Raw genomic sequence first — 18,873 nt, 5'->3', positions numbered from 1 at the left:
ACCTCAGCTCATCGCTCGTCCTGCCGTACCCGAAACGGCGAGACCGTCGGAGCGCTCCTGGGGTCGACACCTTCGCGCCGACCCGACCGGCGGTGACCCTGGAATCGAAGGCGAGCGACACCATGAGGACCCGTGTGCCCACGTCCCCTGGGCCCCTGAACGCCGAACCCTGGAGAGATCGCGTGGCCACGACGAGCTCCGCTCTGATGACGACGAGCCCCCGATCGTGCGATCTCGGCGACCGGATCGACCACTCGCTCCGGCACCTGCACACGCTCCCCGGGCTGAACGCCCGCGTGATCGGGCGGGCCATCGGCGTCCCGCCCGCCCGCGTCGCGGTGACGCACTGGCTGCTCCGGCACACCACCGTGCGGGCCTCGGTCGCGCGCCTCCGGCTCGAGGCGGCGGAGCGGATCCTCCGGGAGCAGTCGCCGACGCTCCCGAAGGTCGTGATGCTCGAGCGCGCCGCCGAGTCGGCGGGCTTCCGCTCGACCGATGAGATGAACCGCGCCTTCCTCCGCTACCGCCACCGCTCGGGGATCGAGGTGCTGCTCTCGGGGCGCGTCGGCACCTCGCGAACCGCGGCCCGGCGCCTCCACTCCTACGCTCGAGGTCATGACCGATGAGCGGGTGGCGGAGGCGTACGGCGCCCGGGCGGCCGAGTACGCGGCACTGCTCGGCTCGGTCGAGGAGTTGGACGGCCGCGATCGCGCGCTGATCGCCTCCTGGGCCGCCTCGCTCGACGGCCCGGTCGTCGACGCCGGCTGCGGCCCCGGGCACTGGACGGCACTCCTGCACGAACTCGGCGTCGATGTGGTCGGTGTCGACCTCGTACCCGAGTTCCTCGAGCACGCGCGCGCGGCGTTCCCGGGGGTGCCGTTCCGACGAGGGTCCCTGCGTGATCCGGAGGCGCGCGACGCGTCGCTCGGCGGGATCCTGGCCTGGTACTCGCTGATCCACCTGCCCCCGGAGGAGCTGCCCGCGGTGCTCGAGGGCTTCGCCGCCCGCCTCGCTCCCGGAGGACGGCTGCTGGTCGGCTTCTTCGAGGGGCCGACCGTCGAGGCGTTCGACCACGCCGTGACGACGGCCTGGTTCCACCCGCTCGACGAGCTGGCGACGGCGGTCGAGGCCGCCGGCCTCGACGTCGTGCACCGCGCCCGCCGCAGCACGCCAGGGCTCCGCGATCACGGCGAGCTGCTCGCCGTGCGGCGCTGACCCGGCGGGCTACTCCCGGGCGCGCGCGCGGCGGCGAAGGAGGCGCGCGACGGCGACGCTCGCCAGCATCACGACCACGATCACGATGCCCCAGCGCGGGAGCATCGGCAGCCCGAGCACCCGGTCGAGGACCAGGTTAAGGGTGATCGCGAGCACCGCGAACGCGACCGACAGGCCGATGCCCGTCGCGCCGCTCCTCATGCCGGGTCTCCCGTCGGGACACGATCGCTGCGCCACTCCGTCGCGATCTCCTCGCCGCGGGCGAACGCCGCCTCCTCGCGCTCGCGCAGCTCGACGCGGCGGATCTTGCCCGAGATCGTCTTGGGCAGCGGGTGGAACTCGAGTCGCCGCACCCGCTCGAAGGCCGACAGCAGGGTGCGGGTGTGCGCGAAGATCGCGGCCGCGGTCTCCTCGGTGGGCTCCCAGCCCTCCGCGAGCTCGACGTAGGCCTTGACGACGCTGTGCCGGGTCGCGTCGGGGGCCGGCACGACGGCCGACTCGGCGACGGCGGGGTGCTGGAGCAGCACGCTCTCGACCTCGAACGGCGAGATCTTGAAGTCGGACGACTTGAAGATGTCGTCGGTGCGGCCGACGAAGGTGATGGTGCCGTCGACGGCCCGCACGGCGACGTCTCCGGTGTGGAAGTAGCCGTCGGCGCGGGCGCGATCGGTGCGCTCGTCGTCGCCGAGGTAGCCCGACATCAGGTTGACGGGCTCGACCGACAGGTCGAGGCAGATCTCGCCGGTCGAGGCCTGCTCGCCGGTGACGGGGTCGACCAGCGCGATCGCGACGCCGGGAAGCGGGCGCCCCATCGCTCCGGGCACGATCTCGGCGCCGGGCGGGTTCGCGATGATCGCCGTGGTCTCGGTCTGGCCGTAGCCGTCGCGGATGGTGAGGCCCCACTCGCGCTCGATGGTGGCGATCACCTCGGGGTTCAGCGGCTCGCCCGCCGAGAGGATCTCGGTGAGGCCGCGCGGCTTCGTTCCGAGCTCCGACTGGATGAGCATCCGCCAGACCGTCGGCGGCGCGCAGAACGTGGTGACGCCGGCCCGGTCGAGCTGGTGACGGAGCGCCGCGGGAGCGAACCGGCTGTAGTTGTAGACGAAGACCGTCGCCTCGGCGTTCCACGGCGCGAAGAAGCAGCTCCAGGCGTGCTTGCCCCAGCCGGGCGAGCTGATCGCCATGTGCACGTCGTCGGGGCGCACGCCGAGCCAGTACATGGTGCTGAGGTGGCCGACCGGGTACGACTCCTGGGTGTGCACGACCATCTTGGGCTTCGAGGTGGTGCCCGAGGTGAAGTAGATGAGGCAGGGGTCGTCGGTGTCGACGACGACGGTCGGGCTGATCCCGACGGCCTCGACCGAGTCGGCCCAGTCGAGCCAGCCGTCGACCGCCCCGCCGACCGCGATGCGGCCGAAGTCGCCGGTCAGTCCGTCGAACTTGGCGGTCTCGGAGGCGTCAGCGATCACGTGCGCGACCTCGCCGCGCTCGAGGCGATCGGCCAGGTCGGCGCTCGAGAGGAGCGTGGTGGTGGGCAGGATGACCGCACCCAGCTTCATGATCGCGAGCATCGCCTCCCACAGCTCGAGCCGGTTGCCGAGCATGAGCATCACGTGATCGCCCTGCTGGACTCCCGTGGAGTGCAGCCAGGCGGCGACCTCGTCGGAGCGCCAGCGCATCCGGTCGAACGAGACCTTCTGCTCCGAGCCGTCCTCCTCGACGATCCAGAGCGCCGTCTTCTCGTTGCCGATGGCGATCTCGTCGAACCAGTCGACGGCCCAGTTGAAGTGCGCGCCGACGTCGGGCCACTCGAAGGCGGCGGTGGCGGCCGTCGCGTCGTCGCGGTGCTGGAGCAGGGTGTCGCGGGCGGCGCGGAAGCTGCCGGTGGGGTTCATGTCCCCCATTCTCCCGCCCTTCCGCGCCGAGACGCCCCGCGGCTCAGTACTGGATCGACTGGCCGCCGTCGATCGGGAGGACGACCGCGTTGATGTAGGACGCGTCGTCGGACAGCAGGAACGCGACGACCGAGGCGATCTCGGCGGCCTCTCCGTAGCGCTTGGTCGGGTTGACCTGGATGAACTCCTCCGCCGCCCTGCGCGGGTTCTCGGCGTCGAGCTGCTTCATCGAGTTCTCGACCATCGGCGTCCAGATCGCCCCGGGAGCGATGGCGTTGATGCGGATGCCGTACCGGCCGTACTCGATTCCGGAGTTGCGGGTCAGGCCGACGACGCCGTGCTTCGCGGCCGCGTAGCCCGACTGGTTGCCGATGCCGGTGATGCCGCCGACGCTCGCGGTGTTGACGACCATGCCCGAGCCCTGCTCGCGCATCACCTCGAGCACCTTCTCGAGGCCGAGGAACACTCCGCGCAGGTTGATGGCGACGACCTTGTCGAACTCCTCGGCGGTGAAGTCCTCGGTGCGGTTCTGGCGGCCCTCGATGCCGGCGTTGTTGAAGAAGCCGTCGATGCGGCCGAAGCGCTCGAGGGTCTGCGCGACGTAGGAGTCGACGTCGGCCTCCTTCGAGACGTCGGCGATCACCGTGATCGCCTCGGTGCCCTCGGGCAGGGCCTCCACGGTCGCGGCGAGTCCCGTCTCCGAGACGTCGACGAGGGCGAGCCTGGCGCCCTCCTCGGCGAGGCGGACGGCGCTGGCGCGGCCGAGTCCGGAGCCGCCTCCGGTGATGAGGACGACGCGGTCGTCGAAGCGACTGTTCGTTCGGGTGCTGGTGCTCATGGTGAACCTCCTGCTCGTGACGGAAGGGCTCGGGGGCCGTGTGCTCGGCGAGTCCGCGTCCATGTGATCGCATGAACTCCGTCCACCGTATACCTAGTGATAGTCGGTTTTCTGGGTGCGCGGTCAGGGTGTCGCCGACCCTGGCAACCGCCGCAGAGTGCACGTCGCGGCGCCCGCGGGTCGGGTAGACCGGAGGGACCGAAGCGAAACGGGGGACCCGGGATGCGCACGAGACGACTGCTGACGACCGGCGCTGCGGCGCTGCTGGCGGGACTGGCCCTGAGCGGGTGCACGGCGCCGCAGGAGGGCGCGGCGGAGGCGACTCCGACTGCTCTGCCGACGACGACTCCGACCGCCTCGCCGACTCCGGCCGAGCGACCGCTCGGACCCGTCACGGTGCCCGAGGGCGCCACCGCGGCTGTGCGATGGACCGACCAGATCGGCGCGCCGGAGCCGCAGACCGTGCGGCTGACCGGCGAGCCGCTGACCCTCACGATCTCGGTCGCGTGCGACACGGCCGACGCCGCGGTCACGGTCGAGATCGACGGACTGATGACCAGCGGATCGACGTGCTACTACAGCCCGAGCACGACGCGGGGCAGTGGTGGAGGCGGCAACGGAGCCAGCATGGACGTCGCCGTCGATCAGGACGCGCTGATCACGGTGACGACCGAGCCGGCGGACGCCCGCTGGTCGGGCGCGGTGTCGACCGGTCCGGCGGCGGCGGGCTGAGCTCGGAGCGTCAGCCCAGCGGCACCCCGAGCGCCTCCATGAACGGCACGGCGTCGACCGCCTCGCCGTCGACGCGGGTCTCGAAGTGCAGGTGGCAGCCGGTGGAGGCGCCGGTCGAGCCGCGGGTCGCGATCTGCTGGCCCGCGGCCACGTAGTCGCCCACGTCGACGAGCAGGTCGGTGTTGTGCGCGTAGCCGGTCTCGATGCCGCCGCCGTTGTCGAGCAGGATCCAGTTGCCGTAGCTGCCGGAGTACATCGACTCCTCGACCGTGCCGCTCGCCGCGGCGAGCACGGGAGTGCCGCACGCGCCGGCGAGGTCGGTGCCCTTGTGGAAGAGGTTCACGCCGGCGACGGGAGCGTCGGGTCGTGGGCCGTAGCCGCTGCTGATGTGCCCCGAGATCGGGAGGACCCAGGTGCCCGAGACGCCCGCGGCGGCGTCGGTCGACTCGCCGGCGGTCGCGGTGATCGAGTCGAGGGACGCGGTGGGCACGAGGACCTCGGGCTTCGCCTCCGCCGCGAAGGCGTCGCGGGTGACGCTCTGCTGCACGACTCCGGCGGCGACGAAGCTCTGCGGGCGGGCGGCGGCCACGGCGTTCGCGGAGTCGCGCTCGAGCGCGGAGTCGGCCGTGCCGCCCACCGCGAAGGCAGGCGTCGAGGTGATCGCGAGGCCGACCACGAGGCCCATCGCGGCGATGGCGGAGGCGCGGGGACGCGACGGTCGTCTGGCGGCGGCGGTGCGCTGGGCGCGCAGGGACCGGCGGGTCGGGAGGGCGGTCTGCTCGATTCCCTCGGGGGCGGGAGTCGACGCGCGAACGGCATGGTGCATGGGGTGAGGCGTTTTCCGGATCGTCCGCCGCCCGTGGGGGCGGGTGGCGGGGTGGGGCTGTGGGGCGGGGGTCTCGTCCTCGGGCGGACTCGACCCTCCAACCTACCCGCGATCCTCGGAATCGCACCTGAGAAGATGCTCCGCAGTCAAGGGGGTGACGGTCACGGATCCGCGACGATCCGGGTCGGCGGCCCTTCACCTGCTGGTCGAGCCTGCAGCCCCGCAGGGGCGTATCGAGGGGCGAAGGCGCTTCGCGTCTCGATGGTGGGGGAAAAAGGGAGCCCGGCCCCAGCCTGCTGGTCGAGTAGCCCCGCAGGGGCGTATCGAGACCCACCAGCTTCAGCGGAGCGGGCTACGGACCGGGCCTTCCGACGGACGTGGATCTCGATACGCCCGTTGCGCGGGCCACTCGATCAACGAGGGGCGGGGCCACATGCGTGAGGCGACTTCCCCTGAGAGGCACCGCACCGTGGGAGCGGCCTTCGAGTCAGCGGTTCGCGGTGAAGACCAGGAGGGCGACGAGGCCCGCGACGGTCGCCGCGACTCCGGAGCCGAGTCGCCACCACATCCAGCGGTCGCGCCGAGGGCCGCGCATCGGCCGGCGCTGCGCGGCCTTGCCGAGGAAGCCGTTGGTCGGGGGGATCAGGGCCATGCCTTCCAGCGTGCCGAGGATCCGACCGCGGCGCGACCTCTCGCCCACGATTCCCAGACCGGCGCGCGGTCGCGGAGGGGGCTCAGGCGCTCCACTCGCTGTCGTCGCGCCAGGGCGCCAGGTCGAGCTCGTTGCCCTCGGGGTCGGCGATCGTCCACCACTCCGGCGCGTTGTCGTCGTTCACGAGGCGTCCGCCGGCGGCCAGTGCGGCGTCGAGGCGGGCCTCGACCTGATCACGGGGGAGGTAGAGGTCGAGGTGGATGGTGTTGCGCTCGGTCCTCGACTCGTCGATCCGCTGGATCCAGATGTTCGGGCCGAGGCCGCGGGGGTCGGCCAGATCGGCGTCCTCGACGGGGGAGCAGTCGAGCGCCGCCTGCCAGAAGCGGCGGACGGCGGCGACATCGACGGCGTCGATCGCGATCTGCAGGCTCTGCACGCGCGAGGGATCAGCGGCGATCCCGAGCGCGCGGGCCGCGGCCGAGATGCGCAGGGCGAGTGCCACGTCGCGCTCGCTGATGTCGCCGACGTCGTGGCTGATCAGGCGGACACCGACCCCGCCGTAGCGGAGGTCGACGTCGGGATGGTGGCCCGCCTTCTCGGCGACGGAGGCGATGGCCGCCACGAGCGCGGCGCCGACGTCGAACGAGCCGGTCGCGAACCAGGCGCGGGCGCCGTCGCCGACGACCCGCCAGTCCTCGGTACCGGCGATCGCGCGGAAGGCGCGGGGGGAGATCGAATCGGTCATGACGCAGTTCTACGCCCCTGGGCGCGCCCCCACCACCCAGGCCGTTATCGGTGGCCGTCGATACGGTGGGGGCGGCCGACCAGGCCGACGAGCGGAGGATCCCCATGGCATCGAAGAACGACGGCAAGGCAGCGCAGAAGCGCGCGAAGAAGGCGCTCGCGAAGGCCGAGAAGTCGGTCCGCGCGGCGCACGAGGCCGTGCGCGACTCGAGCAAGAAGCTGCGCAAGAAGGCCAGGAAGCTCGCCGAGCGCACCGAGAAGCTGAAGGCGAAGCAGGCGAAGGCCGCTCGCCGTCTCGGAGTCGCCGAGGCGACCGCGAGCGTCGGCCGTCACGTGACGCCCGATCTCACCCCGCCGCTGCCCGGCGTCGCGCCGACTCCCGAGCCCGTGGTCGACGCCGACCCGGAGCACGTGCCCGACCTGACGCCCCCGCTGCCGCACGCCGAGCGCTGAGACGGCCGCTCGCCTGAGAAACCCCACAGGGTAGTCGAGGGCGAGCGAGGGCAAGATGAATAGTCGGTGAATGCGTCTCGCGACCGTCCCACGGAGCGGCTCGAGGGCGGAGTATCTCCTCCGTGGATCCCTTCATCCTTCTCGTCCTCGTGATCGTCACCGCTCTGGCGTTCGACTTCACCAACGGCTTCCATGACACGGCCAACGCCATGGCGACCTCGATCGCGACCGGGGCCCTCAAGCCCAAGGTCGCCGTCGCACTGTCCGCGTCACTCAACCTCGTGGGTGCGTTCCTCAGCATCGAGGTCGCCCTGACCGTGACCAACGCGGTCGTCAAGATCCAGGACTCGTCCGGCGCACCCGATCCGGCGCTGCTCGAGGGCGGGGGATCCGCTCTGCTGCTGATCGTGCTCGCCGGCCTCATCGGCGGCATCATCTGGAACCTGCTCACCTGGCTGCTCGGCCTGCCCTCGAGCTCGTCGCACGCGCTCTTCGGCGGCCTGATCGGGTCGGCGCTCGCCGGACTCGGTGTCAACGGCGTCAACTGGGCGGGCGACGGATCCAAGCTCGACGGCGTGGTCGGCAAGGTGATCCTGCCGGCGCTGATGTCGCCGGTGCTCGCCGGCGCCGTCGCCGCGATCGGCACCTGGCTCGTCTTCCGCGTGATCGGCAACATCGCCGAGAAGAAGCTGCACCACGGGTTCCGGATCGGCCAGATCGGCAGCGCCTCCCTGGTCTCGCTCGCCCACGGCACCAACGACGCGCAGAAGACGATGGGCGTCATCACGCTCGCCCTGATCGCCGCGGGCGGCTGGGACGACACCGAGTCGGTGCCGTTCTGGGTCAAGCTCGCCTGCGCGCTCGCCATCTCGCTCGGCACCTACATCGGCGGCTGGCGGATCATCCGCACCGTCGGCAAGGGCCTCGTCGAGATCAACACGCCCCAGGGCATGGCGGCCGAGAGCTCGTCCGCCGCCGTGATCCTCGCCTCCAGCCACCTCGGCTTCGCCCTCTCGACCACCCACGTCGCGACCGGCTCGATCCTCGGCTCGGGCGTCGGACGCCCCGGCGCCCAGGTGCGCTGGCGTGTCGCCCTGCGGATGGTGATCGCCTGGGTCATCACCCTCCCGGCCGCCGCGCTCGTCGGCGCCGTCATGTGGTGGCTCGGCAACCTCGTCGGGGGCGCCGGGGGCGGCCTGCTCATGGCCGCGATCCTCGTCGCGGTCGCCGTGTACATCTACCTCCGCTCGCGCCGCGACAGCATCGGCGCCCACAACGTCAACGACGAGTGGGAGGACGCGAAGGCGCCCGCCCGCTCGACCGCCGACTCCCGCACCTCGTAGACAGGATCGCCGCCGTGTTCTCACTCTTCCTCGCCGCAGCCGGTCAGGTGGCGCTCGTCGCCGTGATCCTCGGAGCCGGCCTGCCCGCGCTCTTCGCCGTCGGCGTCCGCTCGTTCGCCGTCGCCGGCGACTCCGCCCTCGCAGAACGCTCGCTCCCGGCGCCGCTGCTGCGCGTCATCGGAGTCGTCTGCTTCGTCCTCGTGATCGCGGCGGTCGCCATCGGCCTCAGCATCATCATCGCCACCGGGCTCGGGCAGACCGTCAGCTTCGAGAACGTCTTCCCGACCTTCCAGCCCAAGGACTGAGCGTGGCCGCCCTCGAGCCCGGCACGACCGACGGACTGGTCGCGCGCGTGGTCGCCTGGCTCCGCGCCGGCTACCCGATGGGAGTGCCTGAGCAGGACTACGTGCCGCTGCTCGGCATCCTGCGGCGCAGTCTCACCGCCGACGAGCTGGAGCAGGTCGTCGGGCAGCTGCTCTCCGAGGCCGCTCGGGCGGACGCGGCGGGGCAGGAGCTCGACCCCGAGCGGCTGCGCGAGCGCGTCGAGCAGATGCTGCTCGGGCCCGCGATGCCGGACGACCTCCTGCGCGTCTCGGCGCGTCTGGCCAGCGCGGGCTGGCCGCTCGGCGACCCGAAGGAGCTCGCCGAGCCGGCTTCCGAGGAGCGCGACGGCCTCGTGACCCGCGTGGTCCGCTGGCTGCGCGCCGGCTACCCGACCGGGCTCCCCGAGCAGGACTTCGTCCCGCTCGTCGCGCTGCTCCGCCGCCGCCTGACCGACGCGGAGGTGACGGAGGTGGGATCGCGCCTCTCGACGGACGCGAGCCGCGTCGACGTGGGCGCCGCGATCGCCCGCGTGACCTCGGAGCTCCCCTCCGACGAGGACATCGAGCGCGTGCGCCGCTACCTCGCCGCGCACGGCTGGCCGGAGGACTTCGCGGTCTGACGCTCCGGCGAGCCATCACCTGCTGGTCGAGTAGCCCCGCAGGGGCGTATCGAGACCGACCCGCTTCAACAGATCAGGCATCTGCCCTGGCCTTCTGACGGACGTGGATCTCGATACGCCCGCTCCGCGTGCTACTCGATCAGCATGCTCTGCGGCGACTGCAGGCAGCGGCTGTGAGGGGTGTGAGCGGGGCCGCGGGCCATCCCCTGCTGGTCGAGTAGCCCCGCAGGGGCGTATCGAGACCGACCCGCTTCAACAGATCAGGCATCTGCCCTGGCTTTCTGACGGACGTGGATCTCGATACGCCCGCTCCGCGTGCTACTCGATCAGCATGCTCTGCGGCGACTGCAGGCAGCGTCAGCATGCTCTGCGCCGACCGCGGGCGGCGGCAGCATGCTCGGGCTCGACTGCAGGCGGTGGCTGTGAGGCGAGCAGACGGGGCTGCAGGCAATTGCATGCTGGTCGAGTAGCCCCGCAGGGGCGTATCGAGACCGACCGGCTTCAGCAGACGAGGCTTCTGCCCTCGGCTTCTGGCGGACGTGGATCTCGATACGCCCGCTGCGCGGGCTGCTCGATCAGCAGGGGGCGGCGGCGACTGCGGGCGTGGGCAGCATGCTCGGGCTCGACTGCAGGCGGCGGCAGCGTGCTCGGCGCGGCCCGCGGCCCTCAGGGCAGCAGCACGCGCGACGGGTAGACGTCGTGGCTAAAGCAGAGGGTGAGGCCGGCGGCCTCGAGGCGCTCGAGCGACGCGGCGGTGGCGTGGTGCGCCTCCGGGTCGTCGCTGATCAGGCGGGGCAGGGGGCGGAGGCGGTCGGACCACGTCAGCACGTCGCGACCCCAGGCGGCGTCGCCGGCGAGCAGCAGGCGGCCCTCGACGAGCGCGCCGAGGTGCCCGAGAGCGTGGCCGGGGAGGGGCGTGACCACGAAGCGGCCGTCGCCGAAGACGTCGAAGCCCGTCACTCCCGCCACCGTCACCGACGGCTGCTCGTCGACCACCAGCGTCGGCGCCGACGCGACCCACGGCGGGAGGAGCGCGTCGAAGATCCCGTCGGTGATGCCGTGGCGACGCATCCGTCTCTGCTGCCCCGCCGAGAGCACCAGGGTCGCGTCGGGGAAGTAGCGCAGCCCGCCGATGTGGTCGGGGTGCAGGTGCGACAGCACGACGAGGTCGATGTCGCCCGGCGTGAGGCCCTCGCGCCGCAGCTGGGCGTCGATCGTCTCGCCGGCAGTGATGCGCGGGGGCAGGATGCGGCGGTACAGCGCCCCGATCGGTCCCGCGCCGCGCAGGGTCGGCGGGTAGCCCGTGTCGAAGAGCACGCGTCGCCCGCTCGGGTGCGTGTAGAGGAACACGTTCGAGGGGAACGTGCGGCTCGGCAGCCGGTCGCCGCGGAACACCTGCGACAGCGGGAAGGTCGTGTCGCCGCACGCGAAGACCAGCAGCGAGCCCGCCCGCTCAGCCACGGGTGTCCCGGTAGTGCTCGCCGACGCGGCGGATCCCCTCGGCCAGCGGCACCGTCGGCTCGTAGCCGAGCTCGGCGCGCGCCCGCGAGATGTCGAGGGTCTGGGCGTAGGCGAGGGTCGCGACGGTGTACCGCGTGAACGGAGGCTCGGTGCCGCGCGGCAGCAGCGCGTAGACCTTCTCGAGCACCACGGCGAGGGCGCTCAGGATGCGGAGGTCGACGGTGAGGTAGCGCGGCGTCTCGCCCATCGCGTCGAAGAACCGGTCGAGCAGGACGCCGAAGGGCTGCGGCTCGCCGTTGGTGATGTTGTAGACGCTCCCGGGGGCGACCGGCGCGGAGGCGGCCAGCAGCAGGGCGTGCGCCGCGTTCTCGACGCAGGTGACGTCGACGATGTTGCGTCCGCCGTCGAAGAGCGGGATGCCGCGTCGCCGCGAGGCCGCGACGAAGCGCGGGATGAGGCTCGGGTCGCCCACTCCGATCAGCCCGCGCGGGCGGAGGATCACCAGCTCCTCGAGGCGGCCCGACGCGAGCGCCGCCTGCAGCAGGCGCTCGGCCTCGATCTTGCTGCGGATGTAGAGGCTCATCCGGCTGTCGGGGTCGAAGTCGTCCTCCCGCACCGCGAACTGGTGCCGCCGGGCCGAGTAGATGCTGGGCGACGAGACGAACACCAGGCGGCGGATCCGCGAGCTCTGCGCGAGGTCGATCATCGCCTCCGTGCCCGCCACGTTGGCCTCGTGGAACTCGCTCCAGCGGCCCCACGGGCTCGAGAGGGCTGCGGAGTGGACCAGCACGTCGGCGCGCACCGGCATCGCGGCGAGCTGCGCGAGGTCGGCCTCGATCGTCTCGGCGCCCTCGGAGCGGAGCCTCTCGAGGGCGGCGGGGTTGCGGCCGGCCGCGATCACCTCGTCGCCCGCCGCCAGGAACTCCCGGACCGCGTAGCCGCCGAGGAACCCGGTCGCGCCGGTGATCAGCACGCGCCGTCGCTCAGCGGACATCGACGACCGCCGTGGTCTTCTTGCGGTCCCAGTACCAGAGCAGGATCCCCAGGTAGCCGAGCGCCTTGCCCTTGCGGATCGACATGCGGACCACGGCGTGACGGTCCAGCCGCGCCTGCTCCCGCGGGATCACCTGGCACACCTTGAGGTGCAGCTCGAGATCCTCGTCGGTGTCGTCGATGCTCGAGCGGGGGAACCCGTCGACCTCGAGGTACAGCGCGGCGTCGATCGCCATGTTCGAGCCGGCGGCCATGAAGAGCGGGTAGCGCTGCCCCGGTCGCCGGTAGAAGACGGCGGGCGCCCGCTCCAGCAGCCGGATCATCGCGGTGCCGATGACGCCGTCGTACCAGCGGTAGATCGGCTCGTCGGTGCGCGGATTCAGGCGCCCGCCGACGAATCGCGCTCCGCTCGCGACGTCGGCCTTCAGCCGCGCGACCCACTCGGCTCCGGGGAGACAGTCGGCGTCCGTCCGCGCGATGACCGCGGCACCGTGCTCGATCGCGTAGCGGAACCCGGTGTCGGAGGCGGCTCCCGTGCCCTTCTGCCCCTCGGTGATCGTCATCACCTGCCGCCCCGGATGCCGGGCCGCGAAGGCGTCGATCACCGCGCGGGAGCCGTCGGTGCTCGCGTTGTCGACGAGGAGGAGGGTGAAGTCGGGATCGGTCTGGGCGGCGAGCGCCTCGAGGGCCCCGTCGAGCAGCTTCTCCTCGTTGTACAGCGGCACCACGACCCAGAAGGGGGTGGTGGCGCCCGAGGGCGTGCTGGGACCGGAGTGCTGCTCGCTCATCCGCTCCCCCTCCGCCGCTCGACCCGGCGACCCGCACCGGGTCACCGCCGCCGAACGCGGGGAGGCCCCGTCCATAGTGTCCGCGGAGCAGGGGGCCGTCAATCCGCGCCCGGCCTCGCCGCGCCGACATCGAGCTCGCATCGGCGGTATACAGAGAACGCTCGGATCGACCGTCGATCCGGAGCAGGAGGAACGCCACAGTGCCCGACACTCTGCCCATCCGCATCCTCGGCACCGGGGAGGCGCTTCCGGAGCGGGTCGTCGGCACCGCCGAGGTCGCCGCGCTCTGCGGCATCGACCCCGAGGAGGCGGCGCGGCGCAGCGGAGTGCTCACGCGGCACTGGCTCGCCGATGACGAAGACCCGCTCGAGCTCGGGCTGACGGCGGCGCGGCGCGCCCTGGACGCGGCCGGGATCGACGCGAGCGACGTGGACGTCGTGCTGAACGCCTCCGGGACGCAGCTGCAGGCCATCCCGGACGGCGGAGCCCTGCTGGCCGCCGGCCTCGGCCTCGACGACGTCTCGGCCTACAGCCTCAACGCGACCTGCCTGTCGTTCCTCTTCGCGCTGCAGGAGGCGGGGTTCCTGATCGCGACGGGCCGCGCCGAGCGGGTGCTCATCGTCTCGACCGAGGGCGGCAGCCGCGGCATCGACCTCGCCCAGCCCGAGAGCGCCCTCCTCTTCGGCGACGCCGCGGCGGCCGTCGTGGTCGGGCGCGCGGTGACTCCGGAGCAGGGCATCGTGGCCTCGAAGTTCCTGACCCGGCCCAGCGGAGTGCGGCACGCCGAGATCCGCGGGTTCGGCTCGCGGATCCGCATCGAGGAGGCGGCCGACCGGCTCTCCGACTTCCGCTTCGACATGCACGGAGGCGCGCTGCTGGTCGACGCGCTGCGGCACTTCCCGGCGTTCCTCGACACCGTCCGGCTCGGGCTCTCGAGCGGCACGCCCGGCATCGACCGCATCGTCCCGCACCAGACGAGCAAAGCCGGGCTCGAGGGCATGGCGCGTCTCTGGGGCCGGCAGAAGATGGTCGTGACGCTGGCCGACGTGGGCAACACGATCGGCGCGGCGATCCCGCTGGCCCTGCACCGGGCGCGGATCGAGCCGGGGGAGTCGGTGCTGCTCGTCGGGACGGGCGCGGGGACGCACTACGGGGCAGTGATCCTGCAGGCGTGAGGGCCGCTCCGCCTGGCAACGCAGAACGGGCCGGCACCTCCGGAGTGGAGGGCCGGCCCGTCGGCGGAGGGAGGCGCTACCTCAGCGTCACCGACACGGGCGAGCTCACGCGGATGTTCCCCGCTGCATCGGTCGCTCGGGCGGTGAGCGGGAAGGTCCCGCGCATGCCCGTCGTGCTCGTGGTCAGCGACCACGTGGACGCGCCGGTCTGGGTCGCGTCGCCGACCTTGAGGCTGCCGAGGTAGAAGACGACGCCGGTCACAGCGGTGTCGTCAGTGGCCGTGACGGTGGCGGTCGTCGTGCCGCTGAGCACGGCACCGGGGAGCGGCGAGGTGATCGCGACCGACGGGGCGGTGGTGTCGGTGACCGGCACCTGGGGCTCGTTCGGCGCCTCGGAGTCCGGCGCGGTCGGCGGCGCGGTCGGCGTCGAGGTCGGGGTGGCGGTCGGCGTCGAGGTCGGGGTCGGAGTGGCGGTGGGGGTCGCGGTCGGCGTCGGCGTCGCGGTGGGCGTCGCCGTCGGAGTGGCCGTGGCGGTCGGGGTGGGCGTCGGCGTGGGTTCCGGCGTGCTCGGGATGGTCACCTCGTCCCAGCTGGCGACGAGGTGGGCGGTGGTCGGCCGCGTGCTCATCTCGTCGAGGTCGGCGGACGTCATCGAGGTCAGCGTGTTGTCGACCGTGAAGCCGCCGGTCCTCGCCGTCCGGTTGGTGAGGTTGGTGCGGGTGTTGTAGACGGCGTCCCAGGTCGGCTGGAGGGAGCCGATGAGGATCGAGTCGGACGCGTCGATGTTGCCGCCTCCGTTGCCCTGGATGGCGCTGAGGCTGCCCGCGCCGTTGATGGCTCCGGGGTAGCCGGCGCCGCCGGCGAGGAACGGGTAGCGCTTGGCGGTGACGGTGCCGCCCACGATCAGCGACTGCTCGAACGCGACGTTCTTGACGCCTCCGACGATGACGGCGCTGTTGTTCGAGCCGAACACGACGGTGTCCCTGACGGTGATCTGGCCGGTGACTCCCGAGCCCTCGATCTGGAGGCTGTCGGTGTGCGGCCGTGCCGGGTTGGAGCCGCCGTAGACCGCGTCGAGGTAGTACGACGGGGCGATGTAGCCGCCCTCGACCAGCACGTCGCTCATCACGTTCGGCGCGAACGCCTTGATCTGAGCCGAGTCGGCGCTCCTCAGGCGCGAGTCGGGCTCGACGACCTCGATGAGCTCCACGTCGCGCACCGGGGCGCCGGCCGAGGCGGCGAGGCCGACCCAGTTCTCGTTGACCCGGAGCCAGGCGAACGACGAGTGCGTCGCGCCCTTCACGTCGATCGAGTCGATGTCGAAGCGCATCAGGGTGATGCCCGTCACCGACTTCAGCGCCCAGTCGCCGCCGGTCACCGACCGGAAGCCGTCGCGCGCCGTGATCAGCACCTTGGTGCTTCCCGCGTTCTTGTAGCCGTTGAGGGCCGACAGGTCGGCGATGTAGCCGGGTGCCACCGCGATGACGGCCCCCGCCGCGATCTGGGCCTTCGTCAGGGCGTCGAGCGCCTTGCGGATCGCCGAGCCCGACGCCGCGACCTCCACGACCGTGTAGTCGGAGCCGGCGGAGCGGATGTCGGGGGTGTCCGACGGGTAGTGCGTGCCGTCGGGTCCGTAGGTCGACTCGGCGGCCGAGGCGGTCGGCGCGTCCAGGATCGAGACCGTCGACACGGCGATCCCCACCGCGGCCGTGATCGCGAGGATCCGGAGGAGGTCCTTCCTCGGTCGCCGGACCGCTCCGCCCAGTCCCTGTAGCTGCCGCGGACGCGACTCGGCTGCGGCGCCCGCAGGCAGGGGCGGTGAGGTGGGGGAGGGGGTGGCTCGTGCCATGGGGTGTCTTCCGATCGTCTCGTGCTGGGGGAGGGTAACGACCGGAACACGTCGTGGCGGAAGCCTCGAGGCGCTCGTAGGGCCGGGACTCCTCCGACGGGGGAGGAGCCGGCTGCACGCGTCACTGCGTTCCGGGCGGATGGTGCGGGGAAGGGCCGCCGAACGGTGCCTGGTGCGCTGCTGCGTGGTGGAGCGGCAGTGCGGCGGGCGGTCGGGCGGTCGGCTCGTGACGGTCAGGGGGAGCTGGGGCGCCGATTCCGGCGCACCGGAGGGGTGGAACGGTCTGCGCCGTTCTTCAGAGTAGGCACAGCTACAGGTCGTTAATGTGCCTCGCACGGGGGCCAGTGCGAGGAGAAAGACTCAGGTCACGAAGGATTGACAGCACGAGGCCGAGGGAACTCCTGTGCGTAGGTAGAAACGCTCAGTCCGGCCGTCCGCGGAAGGTGGCGAGGGGGGAGACCTCCGACCAGCCGAGGCTGTCGTAGAGTCTCCGACCGCTGACGCTGGCCATCAGGATCCCCGTCGTCGCACCGTGGTCCGCAGCCCAGGCGCTGAGACCCGTCACGACGAGGCGTCCGAGGCCGCGGCGACAGAACTCGGTAGTCGTCTCGACGCGGTCGAACACGCAATCCCCGGCGCGCACCGCCGCCTGTCCGCGGGCCGCGAGCTCGCCGTCCACCTCGATGCGGGCGTGGGCGACCGGGCCGTCCGCCTCGAGGAGCACCCGCTCCGGTGCGGGGGTGGGCAGGAGGGCCGCCGTCATCATGCTCTCGTCGCTGGTGACGCGGTCGAGCGGAGCCAGCGCCTCGAGGCTCCGCGCATCGAGGTCTCCGACGAGTGTCAGCCACGCGTCCGGCCCGCTCGTCGCGGCCACGAGTCGGTCGAGCTCGGCGAGCGACGGCGTCGCGCTGATGCGCTCCCGCGCCCGGGTGTCGGCGTCGACCTCGACGAGCCAGCCCTCGCCGTCGGGCCGGCCGACCATCCGGCGGGAGAGCATCCACCCCTGGACCCAGTGGTCGAGGAGGGCGCTGATCTCGGTCATCGGCACACGGTAGCCGGACGCGCCCGTCGTGGATGGAGGCTGGCCCTGGGACCGGTCCCTCGCGGAGGGTCCTACTGCGAGAGCTCCAGGTCGAGCCGGTCCAGGAGTGCTTCCAGAGAGATCTCGAACTCCTCGTCACTCCGGTCCTCGCTGAGCAGGTCGCGCAGGCGCAGGACCTCCGGCGCGACGTCGAGCGACATCGTGCCGTCGCCCTGCGGCAGAGCAGCGTCTCCCTCGTCGAGCGGCTCTTCGACGGGTGACGTCTCGGCTCCGTGGATCGTGGCCTGCAGCAGCAGCTGACCGAGCAGGAAGCTGCTGAACGCGCGGTAGGCGCCGACGGCCCGCTCGTCCGAGAACCCGTGCGACGTCAGCGCACTGAGGAACGTGTTGACGACCTCGACGCTCCGCAGCGGCGGTCGCAGCCAGGGGGCGGCGGGGTGTCGCGTCGCGACCAGGGGGAATGCTCGTGGGTGGTCTGTCGCGATTCGACGGACCTCGTGGGCCACGACCTGCAGGAATCCCTGCCAGTGCTCCGCCTCCGACTCGTCGAGATGGGAGTTGAGATCTCGCATCAGCATCGAGATGACGCCCTCGAGCAGGTCCTCCTTGCCATGCACGTACCGGTAGAGCGACATCGCCTCGACGCCCAGTTCCTGCGCGAGGGAGCGCATCGACAGGCTCTGGCTCCCCGATCTGTCGATCTGCGTCAGGGCGGTCGTGACGATCAGCTCCCTGCTGAGCCTCGGCGCAGTCGATCCGCCCCTGTTCGTCTTCGTGTTCCCAGTGATGGCGGGCCTCCCGTAGCGATCCTCACACCCCGCTACCAGCGTCGCGCGTGAAAAACAACCGGGTGGAGCTCCCCACCCTAATCAGACTTACTTTGTAAGCTCCACTTTGGCTTACACCGTAAGTGTCCCGCTTCCTGTGCGAGGACCACCGCGATGCGAGCAGTGGCTGCTCCCCCCCCCCGAGACCACCCATCACCGAGCTCCGGAGCCATCGCTCCGGAGGAAGAGAGTGCACTGTGATCGACAGCACCACCATCGACAACCTCATCGGCGCCGACGTGCGCGGCAGCGACGACGCCAAGATCGGCACCGTCGGCCAGGTCTACGTCGCCGACGACTCGCAGACCCCCACCTGGGTCACCATCCGCACCGGACTGTTCGGCTCCTCCGAGTCGTTCGCACCCCTGCAGGACGCGACCTACGAGGGCGGCGTCCTGCGCGTGCCCTACGAGAAGTCCTTCGTCAAGGACGCCCCGCGCGTCGACGACGACGGCGCCCTCAACGCCGACGAGGAGCAGACGCTCTACTCCTACTACGGCCGGGGCGACAGCTACTCCGCACCGACCGAGGCGCCCCTCTACGACCAGGACGCCGACCGCACCGCCGGCAACACTGCCGGCACCGAGGGCTACGACACCTCCGGCCCCACGACCGATGACGCGATGACCCGCTCCGAGGAGCGCCTCCGCGTCGGCACCGAGAAGGTCGAGGCGGGCCGCGCGCGCCTCCGCAAGCACGTGGTCACCGAGCAGGTCACGAAGACCGTCCCCGTCAGCCACGAGGAGGTCCGCGTCACCCGCGAGCCGATCACTGACGCGAACGCCGACAACGCCCTCTCCGGTCCGGAGCTCAGCGAGGAGGAGCACGAAGTGATCCTCACCGGCGAGCGTGTCGTCACCGCGAAGGAGACGGTCCCCGTCGAGCGTGTGTCGCTCGGCACCGAGACCGTCACCGAGCAGCAGACGGTGACCGAGGACGTCGCCCACGAGGAGATCGAGGTCCTCGAGCCCACCACCCGCTCCACCGCGACCGACGACACCGTCGTCGACCGCGGCAACCGCTCCTAAGCGGCACCGGCGGCGGCCGCCCCGGCACCCTCCGGTCGGCCGCCGCCACCCGGCACCACCTCCCGCACC

21 protein-coding genes are annotated in these 18,873 nt (G+C 71.8%); 9 read left to right on the top strand and 12 right to left on the bottom strand.

Annotated features, from left to right (window positions below; translation table 11 throughout):
* Positions 1–182: 182 nt before the first annotated feature.
* Complete coding sequence (locus tag GRS96_RS01785; protein WP_159987564.1) at positions 183–626, top strand: hypothetical protein; 444 nt, start codon at positions 183–185, stop codon at positions 624–626.
* A complete protein-coding gene (locus tag GRS96_RS01780; RefSeq protein ID WP_159987563.1) occupies positions 616–1,215 on the top strand; it encodes a class I SAM-dependent methyltransferase in 600 nt (199 codons plus the stop codon). The genes GRS96_RS01785 and GRS96_RS01780 overlap by 11 nt, the downstream gene beginning before the upstream one ends.
* A gap of 9 nt (positions 1,216–1,224) precedes the next feature.
* Here the strand turns inward: GRS96_RS01780 and GRS96_RS01775 are convergent, their stop codons facing one another.
* From GRS96_RS01775 to GRS96_RS01765, 3 genes are read right to left on the bottom strand one after another with little or no spacing between them, the layout of a single operon-like run.
* Positions 1,225–1,416 carry a hypothetical protein gene (locus GRS96_RS01775; protein WP_159855042.1) on the bottom strand — a complete coding sequence of 64 codons (192 nt, stop codon included), beginning with the start codon at positions 1,414–1,416 and terminating at the stop codon, positions 1,225–1,227.
* Positions 1,413–3,110, bottom strand: coding sequence for an AMP-binding protein (locus tag GRS96_RS01770; RefSeq protein WP_159855044.1), 1,698 nt, complete (start codon positions 3,108–3,110; stop codon positions 1,413–1,415). The genes GRS96_RS01775 and GRS96_RS01770 overlap by 4 nt, the downstream gene beginning before the upstream one ends.
* 43 nt (positions 3,111–3,153) lie before the next feature.
* Positions 3,154–3,948 carry a glucose 1-dehydrogenase gene (locus GRS96_RS01765; protein ID WP_159855046.1) on the bottom strand — a complete coding sequence of 265 codons (795 nt, stop codon included), beginning with the start codon at positions 3,946–3,948 and terminating at the stop codon, positions 3,154–3,156.
* A gap of 222 nt (positions 3,949–4,170) precedes the next feature.
* Here GRS96_RS01765 and GRS96_RS01760 point away from each other — a divergent pair, with 222 nt between their 5' ends.
* The gene (locus tag GRS96_RS01760) at positions 4,171–4,680 is read left to right on the top strand and encodes a hypothetical protein (RefSeq protein ID WP_159855048.1); all 510 of its coding nucleotides are present in this window, start codon (positions 4,171–4,173) and stop codon (positions 4,678–4,680) included.
* Between the two features lie 10 nt (positions 4,681–4,690).
* Here GRS96_RS01760 and GRS96_RS01755 read toward each other — a convergent pair whose 3' ends face one another.
* The 3 genes from GRS96_RS01755 to GRS96_RS01745 all read right to left on the bottom strand — a co-directional run bounded on the left by GRS96_RS01755 (position 4,691) and on the right by GRS96_RS01745 (position 6,903).
* Positions 4,691–5,506 (bottom strand): M23 family metallopeptidase, encoded by an 816-nt coding sequence (locus tag GRS96_RS01755; RefSeq protein ID WP_159987562.1) that lies wholly within the window; start codon positions 5,504–5,506, stop codon positions 4,691–4,693.
* A gap of 487 nt (positions 5,507–5,993) precedes the next feature.
* Positions 5,994–6,158, bottom strand: a complete 165-nt coding sequence (locus tag GRS96_RS01750) for a hypothetical protein (RefSeq protein ID WP_159855052.1) — start codon at positions 6,156–6,158, stop codon at positions 5,994–5,996.
* A gap of 82 nt (positions 6,159–6,240) precedes the next feature.
* Complete coding sequence (locus GRS96_RS01745) at positions 6,241–6,903, bottom strand: VOC family protein (protein WP_159855054.1); 663 nt, start codon at positions 6,901–6,903, stop codon at positions 6,241–6,243.
* 104 nt (positions 6,904–7,007) lie between these two features.
* Between GRS96_RS01745 and GRS96_RS01740 the strand changes: the two genes are divergently transcribed.
* The 4 genes from GRS96_RS01740 (at position 7,008) to GRS96_RS01725 (ending at position 9,641) form a co-directional block, all read left to right on the top strand.
* A complete protein-coding gene (locus GRS96_RS01740) occupies positions 7,008–7,355 on the top strand; it encodes a hypothetical protein (protein ID WP_159855056.1) in 348 nt (115 codons plus the stop codon).
* Between the two features lie 122 nt (positions 7,356–7,477).
* The gene (locus GRS96_RS01735; RefSeq protein WP_159855058.1) at positions 7,478–8,698 is read left to right on the top strand and encodes an inorganic phosphate transporter; all 1,221 of its coding nucleotides are present in this window, start codon (positions 7,478–7,480) and stop codon (positions 8,696–8,698) included.
* A gap of 14 nt (positions 8,699–8,712) precedes the next feature.
* Entirely contained in the window at positions 8,713–9,003 is a 291-nt protein-coding gene (locus GRS96_RS01730; protein WP_159855060.1) for a hypothetical protein, read from the top strand.
* 2 nt (positions 9,004–9,005) lie between these two features.
* Complete coding sequence (locus GRS96_RS01725) at positions 9,006–9,641, top strand: DUF3349 domain-containing protein (RefSeq protein ID WP_236553540.1); 636 nt, start codon at positions 9,006–9,008, stop codon at positions 9,639–9,641.
* A gap of 666 nt (positions 9,642–10,307) precedes the next feature.
* Here the strand turns inward: GRS96_RS01725 and GRS96_RS01720 are convergent.
* The 3 genes from GRS96_RS01720 to GRS96_RS01710 are packed head-to-tail and all read right to left on the bottom strand — an operon-like array spanning position 10,308 to position 12,883.
* Entirely contained in the window at positions 10,308–11,102 is a 795-nt protein-coding gene (locus GRS96_RS01720) for an MBL fold metallo-hydrolase (RefSeq protein ID WP_159987561.1), read from the bottom strand.
* A complete protein-coding gene (locus tag GRS96_RS01715; RefSeq protein WP_159855064.1) occupies positions 11,095–12,096 on the bottom strand; it encodes an NAD-dependent epimerase/dehydratase family protein in 1,002 nt (333 codons plus the stop codon). The genes GRS96_RS01720 and GRS96_RS01715 overlap by 8 nt, the downstream gene beginning before the upstream one ends.
* On the bottom strand, positions 12,086–12,883 hold the full coding sequence (locus GRS96_RS01710) for a glycosyltransferase family 2 protein (RefSeq protein ID WP_159987560.1): 798 nt from the start codon (positions 12,881–12,883) through the stop codon (positions 12,086–12,088). Before GRS96_RS01710 ends, GRS96_RS01715 begins: the two co-directional genes overlap by 11 nt.
* Before the next feature lie 200 nt (positions 12,884–13,083).
* On the opposite strand from GRS96_RS01710, the gene GRS96_RS01705 reads away from it, so the two are divergent.
* The gene (locus GRS96_RS01705; RefSeq protein ID WP_159987559.1) at positions 13,084–14,058 is read left to right on the top strand and encodes a 3-oxoacyl-ACP synthase III family protein; all 975 of its coding nucleotides are present in this window, start codon (positions 13,084–13,086) and stop codon (positions 14,056–14,058) included.
* Between the two features lie 76 nt (positions 14,059–14,134).
* On the opposite strand, the gene GRS96_RS01700 is transcribed toward GRS96_RS01705, so the two are convergent.
* The 3 genes from GRS96_RS01700 to GRS96_RS01690 all read right to left on the bottom strand — a co-directional run bounded on the left by GRS96_RS01700 (position 14,135) and on the right by GRS96_RS01690 (position 17,674).
* The gene (locus tag GRS96_RS01700) at positions 14,135–15,907 is read right to left on the bottom strand and encodes an Ig-like domain-containing protein (protein WP_159987558.1); all 1,773 of its coding nucleotides are present in this window, start codon (positions 15,905–15,907) and stop codon (positions 14,135–14,137) included.
* Positions 15,908–16,328: 421 nt separating this feature from the next.
* Complete coding sequence (locus GRS96_RS01695; RefSeq protein WP_159855072.1) at positions 16,329–16,949, bottom strand: GNAT family N-acetyltransferase; 621 nt, start codon at positions 16,947–16,949, stop codon at positions 16,329–16,331.
* Positions 16,950–17,020: 71 nt separating this feature from the next.
* Positions 17,021–17,674 (bottom strand): TetR/AcrR family transcriptional regulator C-terminal domain-containing protein, encoded by a 654-nt coding sequence (locus tag GRS96_RS01690; protein WP_268893232.1) that lies wholly within the window; start codon positions 17,672–17,674, stop codon positions 17,021–17,023.
* Between the two features lie 299 nt (positions 17,675–17,973).
* Here GRS96_RS01690 and GRS96_RS01685 point away from each other — a divergent pair, with 299 nt between their 5' ends.
* Positions 17,974–18,804, top strand: coding sequence for a DUF2382 domain-containing protein (locus GRS96_RS01685; protein WP_159855073.1), 831 nt, complete (start codon positions 17,974–17,976; stop codon positions 18,802–18,804).
* The last annotated feature ends 69 nt before the right edge of the window (positions 18,805–18,873 follow it).

The organism is Rathayibacter sp. VKM Ac-2803 (assembly GCF_009807175.1).
Classification (GTDB): domain Bacteria; phylum Actinomycetota; class Actinomycetes; order Actinomycetales; family Microbacteriaceae; genus Rathayibacter.
Note: the sequence above shows the minus strand (reverse complement) of the source record. Positions and strands in the feature narration are given on the sequence as shown.

Coding starts and splice junctions, on each gene's coding strand:
- GRS96_RS01710 (WP_159987560.1), bottom strand. CDS start 12,883: ATGAGCGAGCAGCACTCCGGTCCCAGCACGCCCTCGGGCGCCACCACC.
- GRS96_RS01755 (WP_159987562.1), bottom strand. CDS start 5,506: ATGCACCATGCCGTTCGCGCGTCGACTCCCGCCCCCGAGGGAATCGAG.
- GRS96_RS01745 (WP_159855054.1), bottom strand. CDS start 6,903: ATGACCGATTCGATCTCCCCCCGCGCCTTCCGCGCGATCGCCGGTACC.
- GRS96_RS01770 (WP_159855044.1), bottom strand. CDS start 3,110: ATGAACCCCACCGGCAGCTTCCGCGCCGCCCGCGACACCCTGCTCCAG.
- GRS96_RS01775 (WP_159855042.1), bottom strand. CDS start 1,416: ATGAGGAGCGGCGCGACGGGCATCGGCCTGTCGGTCGCGTTCGCGGTG.
- GRS96_RS01695 (WP_159855072.1), bottom strand. CDS start 16,949: ATGACCGAGATCAGCGCCCTCCTCGACCACTGGGTCCAGGGGTGGATG.
- GRS96_RS01765 (WP_159855046.1), bottom strand. CDS start 3,948: ATGAGCACCAGCACCCGAACGAACAGTCGCTTCGACGACCGCGTCGTC.
- GRS96_RS01760 (WP_159855048.1), top strand. CDS start 4,171: ATGCGCACGAGACGACTGCTGACGACCGGCGCTGCGGCGCTGCTGGCG.
- GRS96_RS01700 (WP_159987558.1), bottom strand. CDS start 15,907: ATGGCACGAGCCACCCCCTCCCCCACCTCACCGCCCCTGCCTGCGGGC.
- GRS96_RS01780 (WP_159987563.1), top strand. CDS start 616: ATGACCGATGAGCGGGTGGCGGAGGCGTACGGCGCCCGGGCGGCCGAG.
- GRS96_RS01715 (WP_159855064.1), bottom strand. CDS start 12,096: ATGTCCGCTGAGCGACGGCGCGTGCTGATCACCGGCGCGACCGGGTTC.
- GRS96_RS01750 (WP_159855052.1), bottom strand. CDS start 6,158: ATGGCCCTGATCCCCCCGACCAACGGCTTCCTCGGCAAGGCCGCGCAG.
- GRS96_RS01740 (WP_159855056.1), top strand. CDS start 7,008: ATGGCATCGAAGAACGACGGCAAGGCAGCGCAGAAGCGCGCGAAGAAG.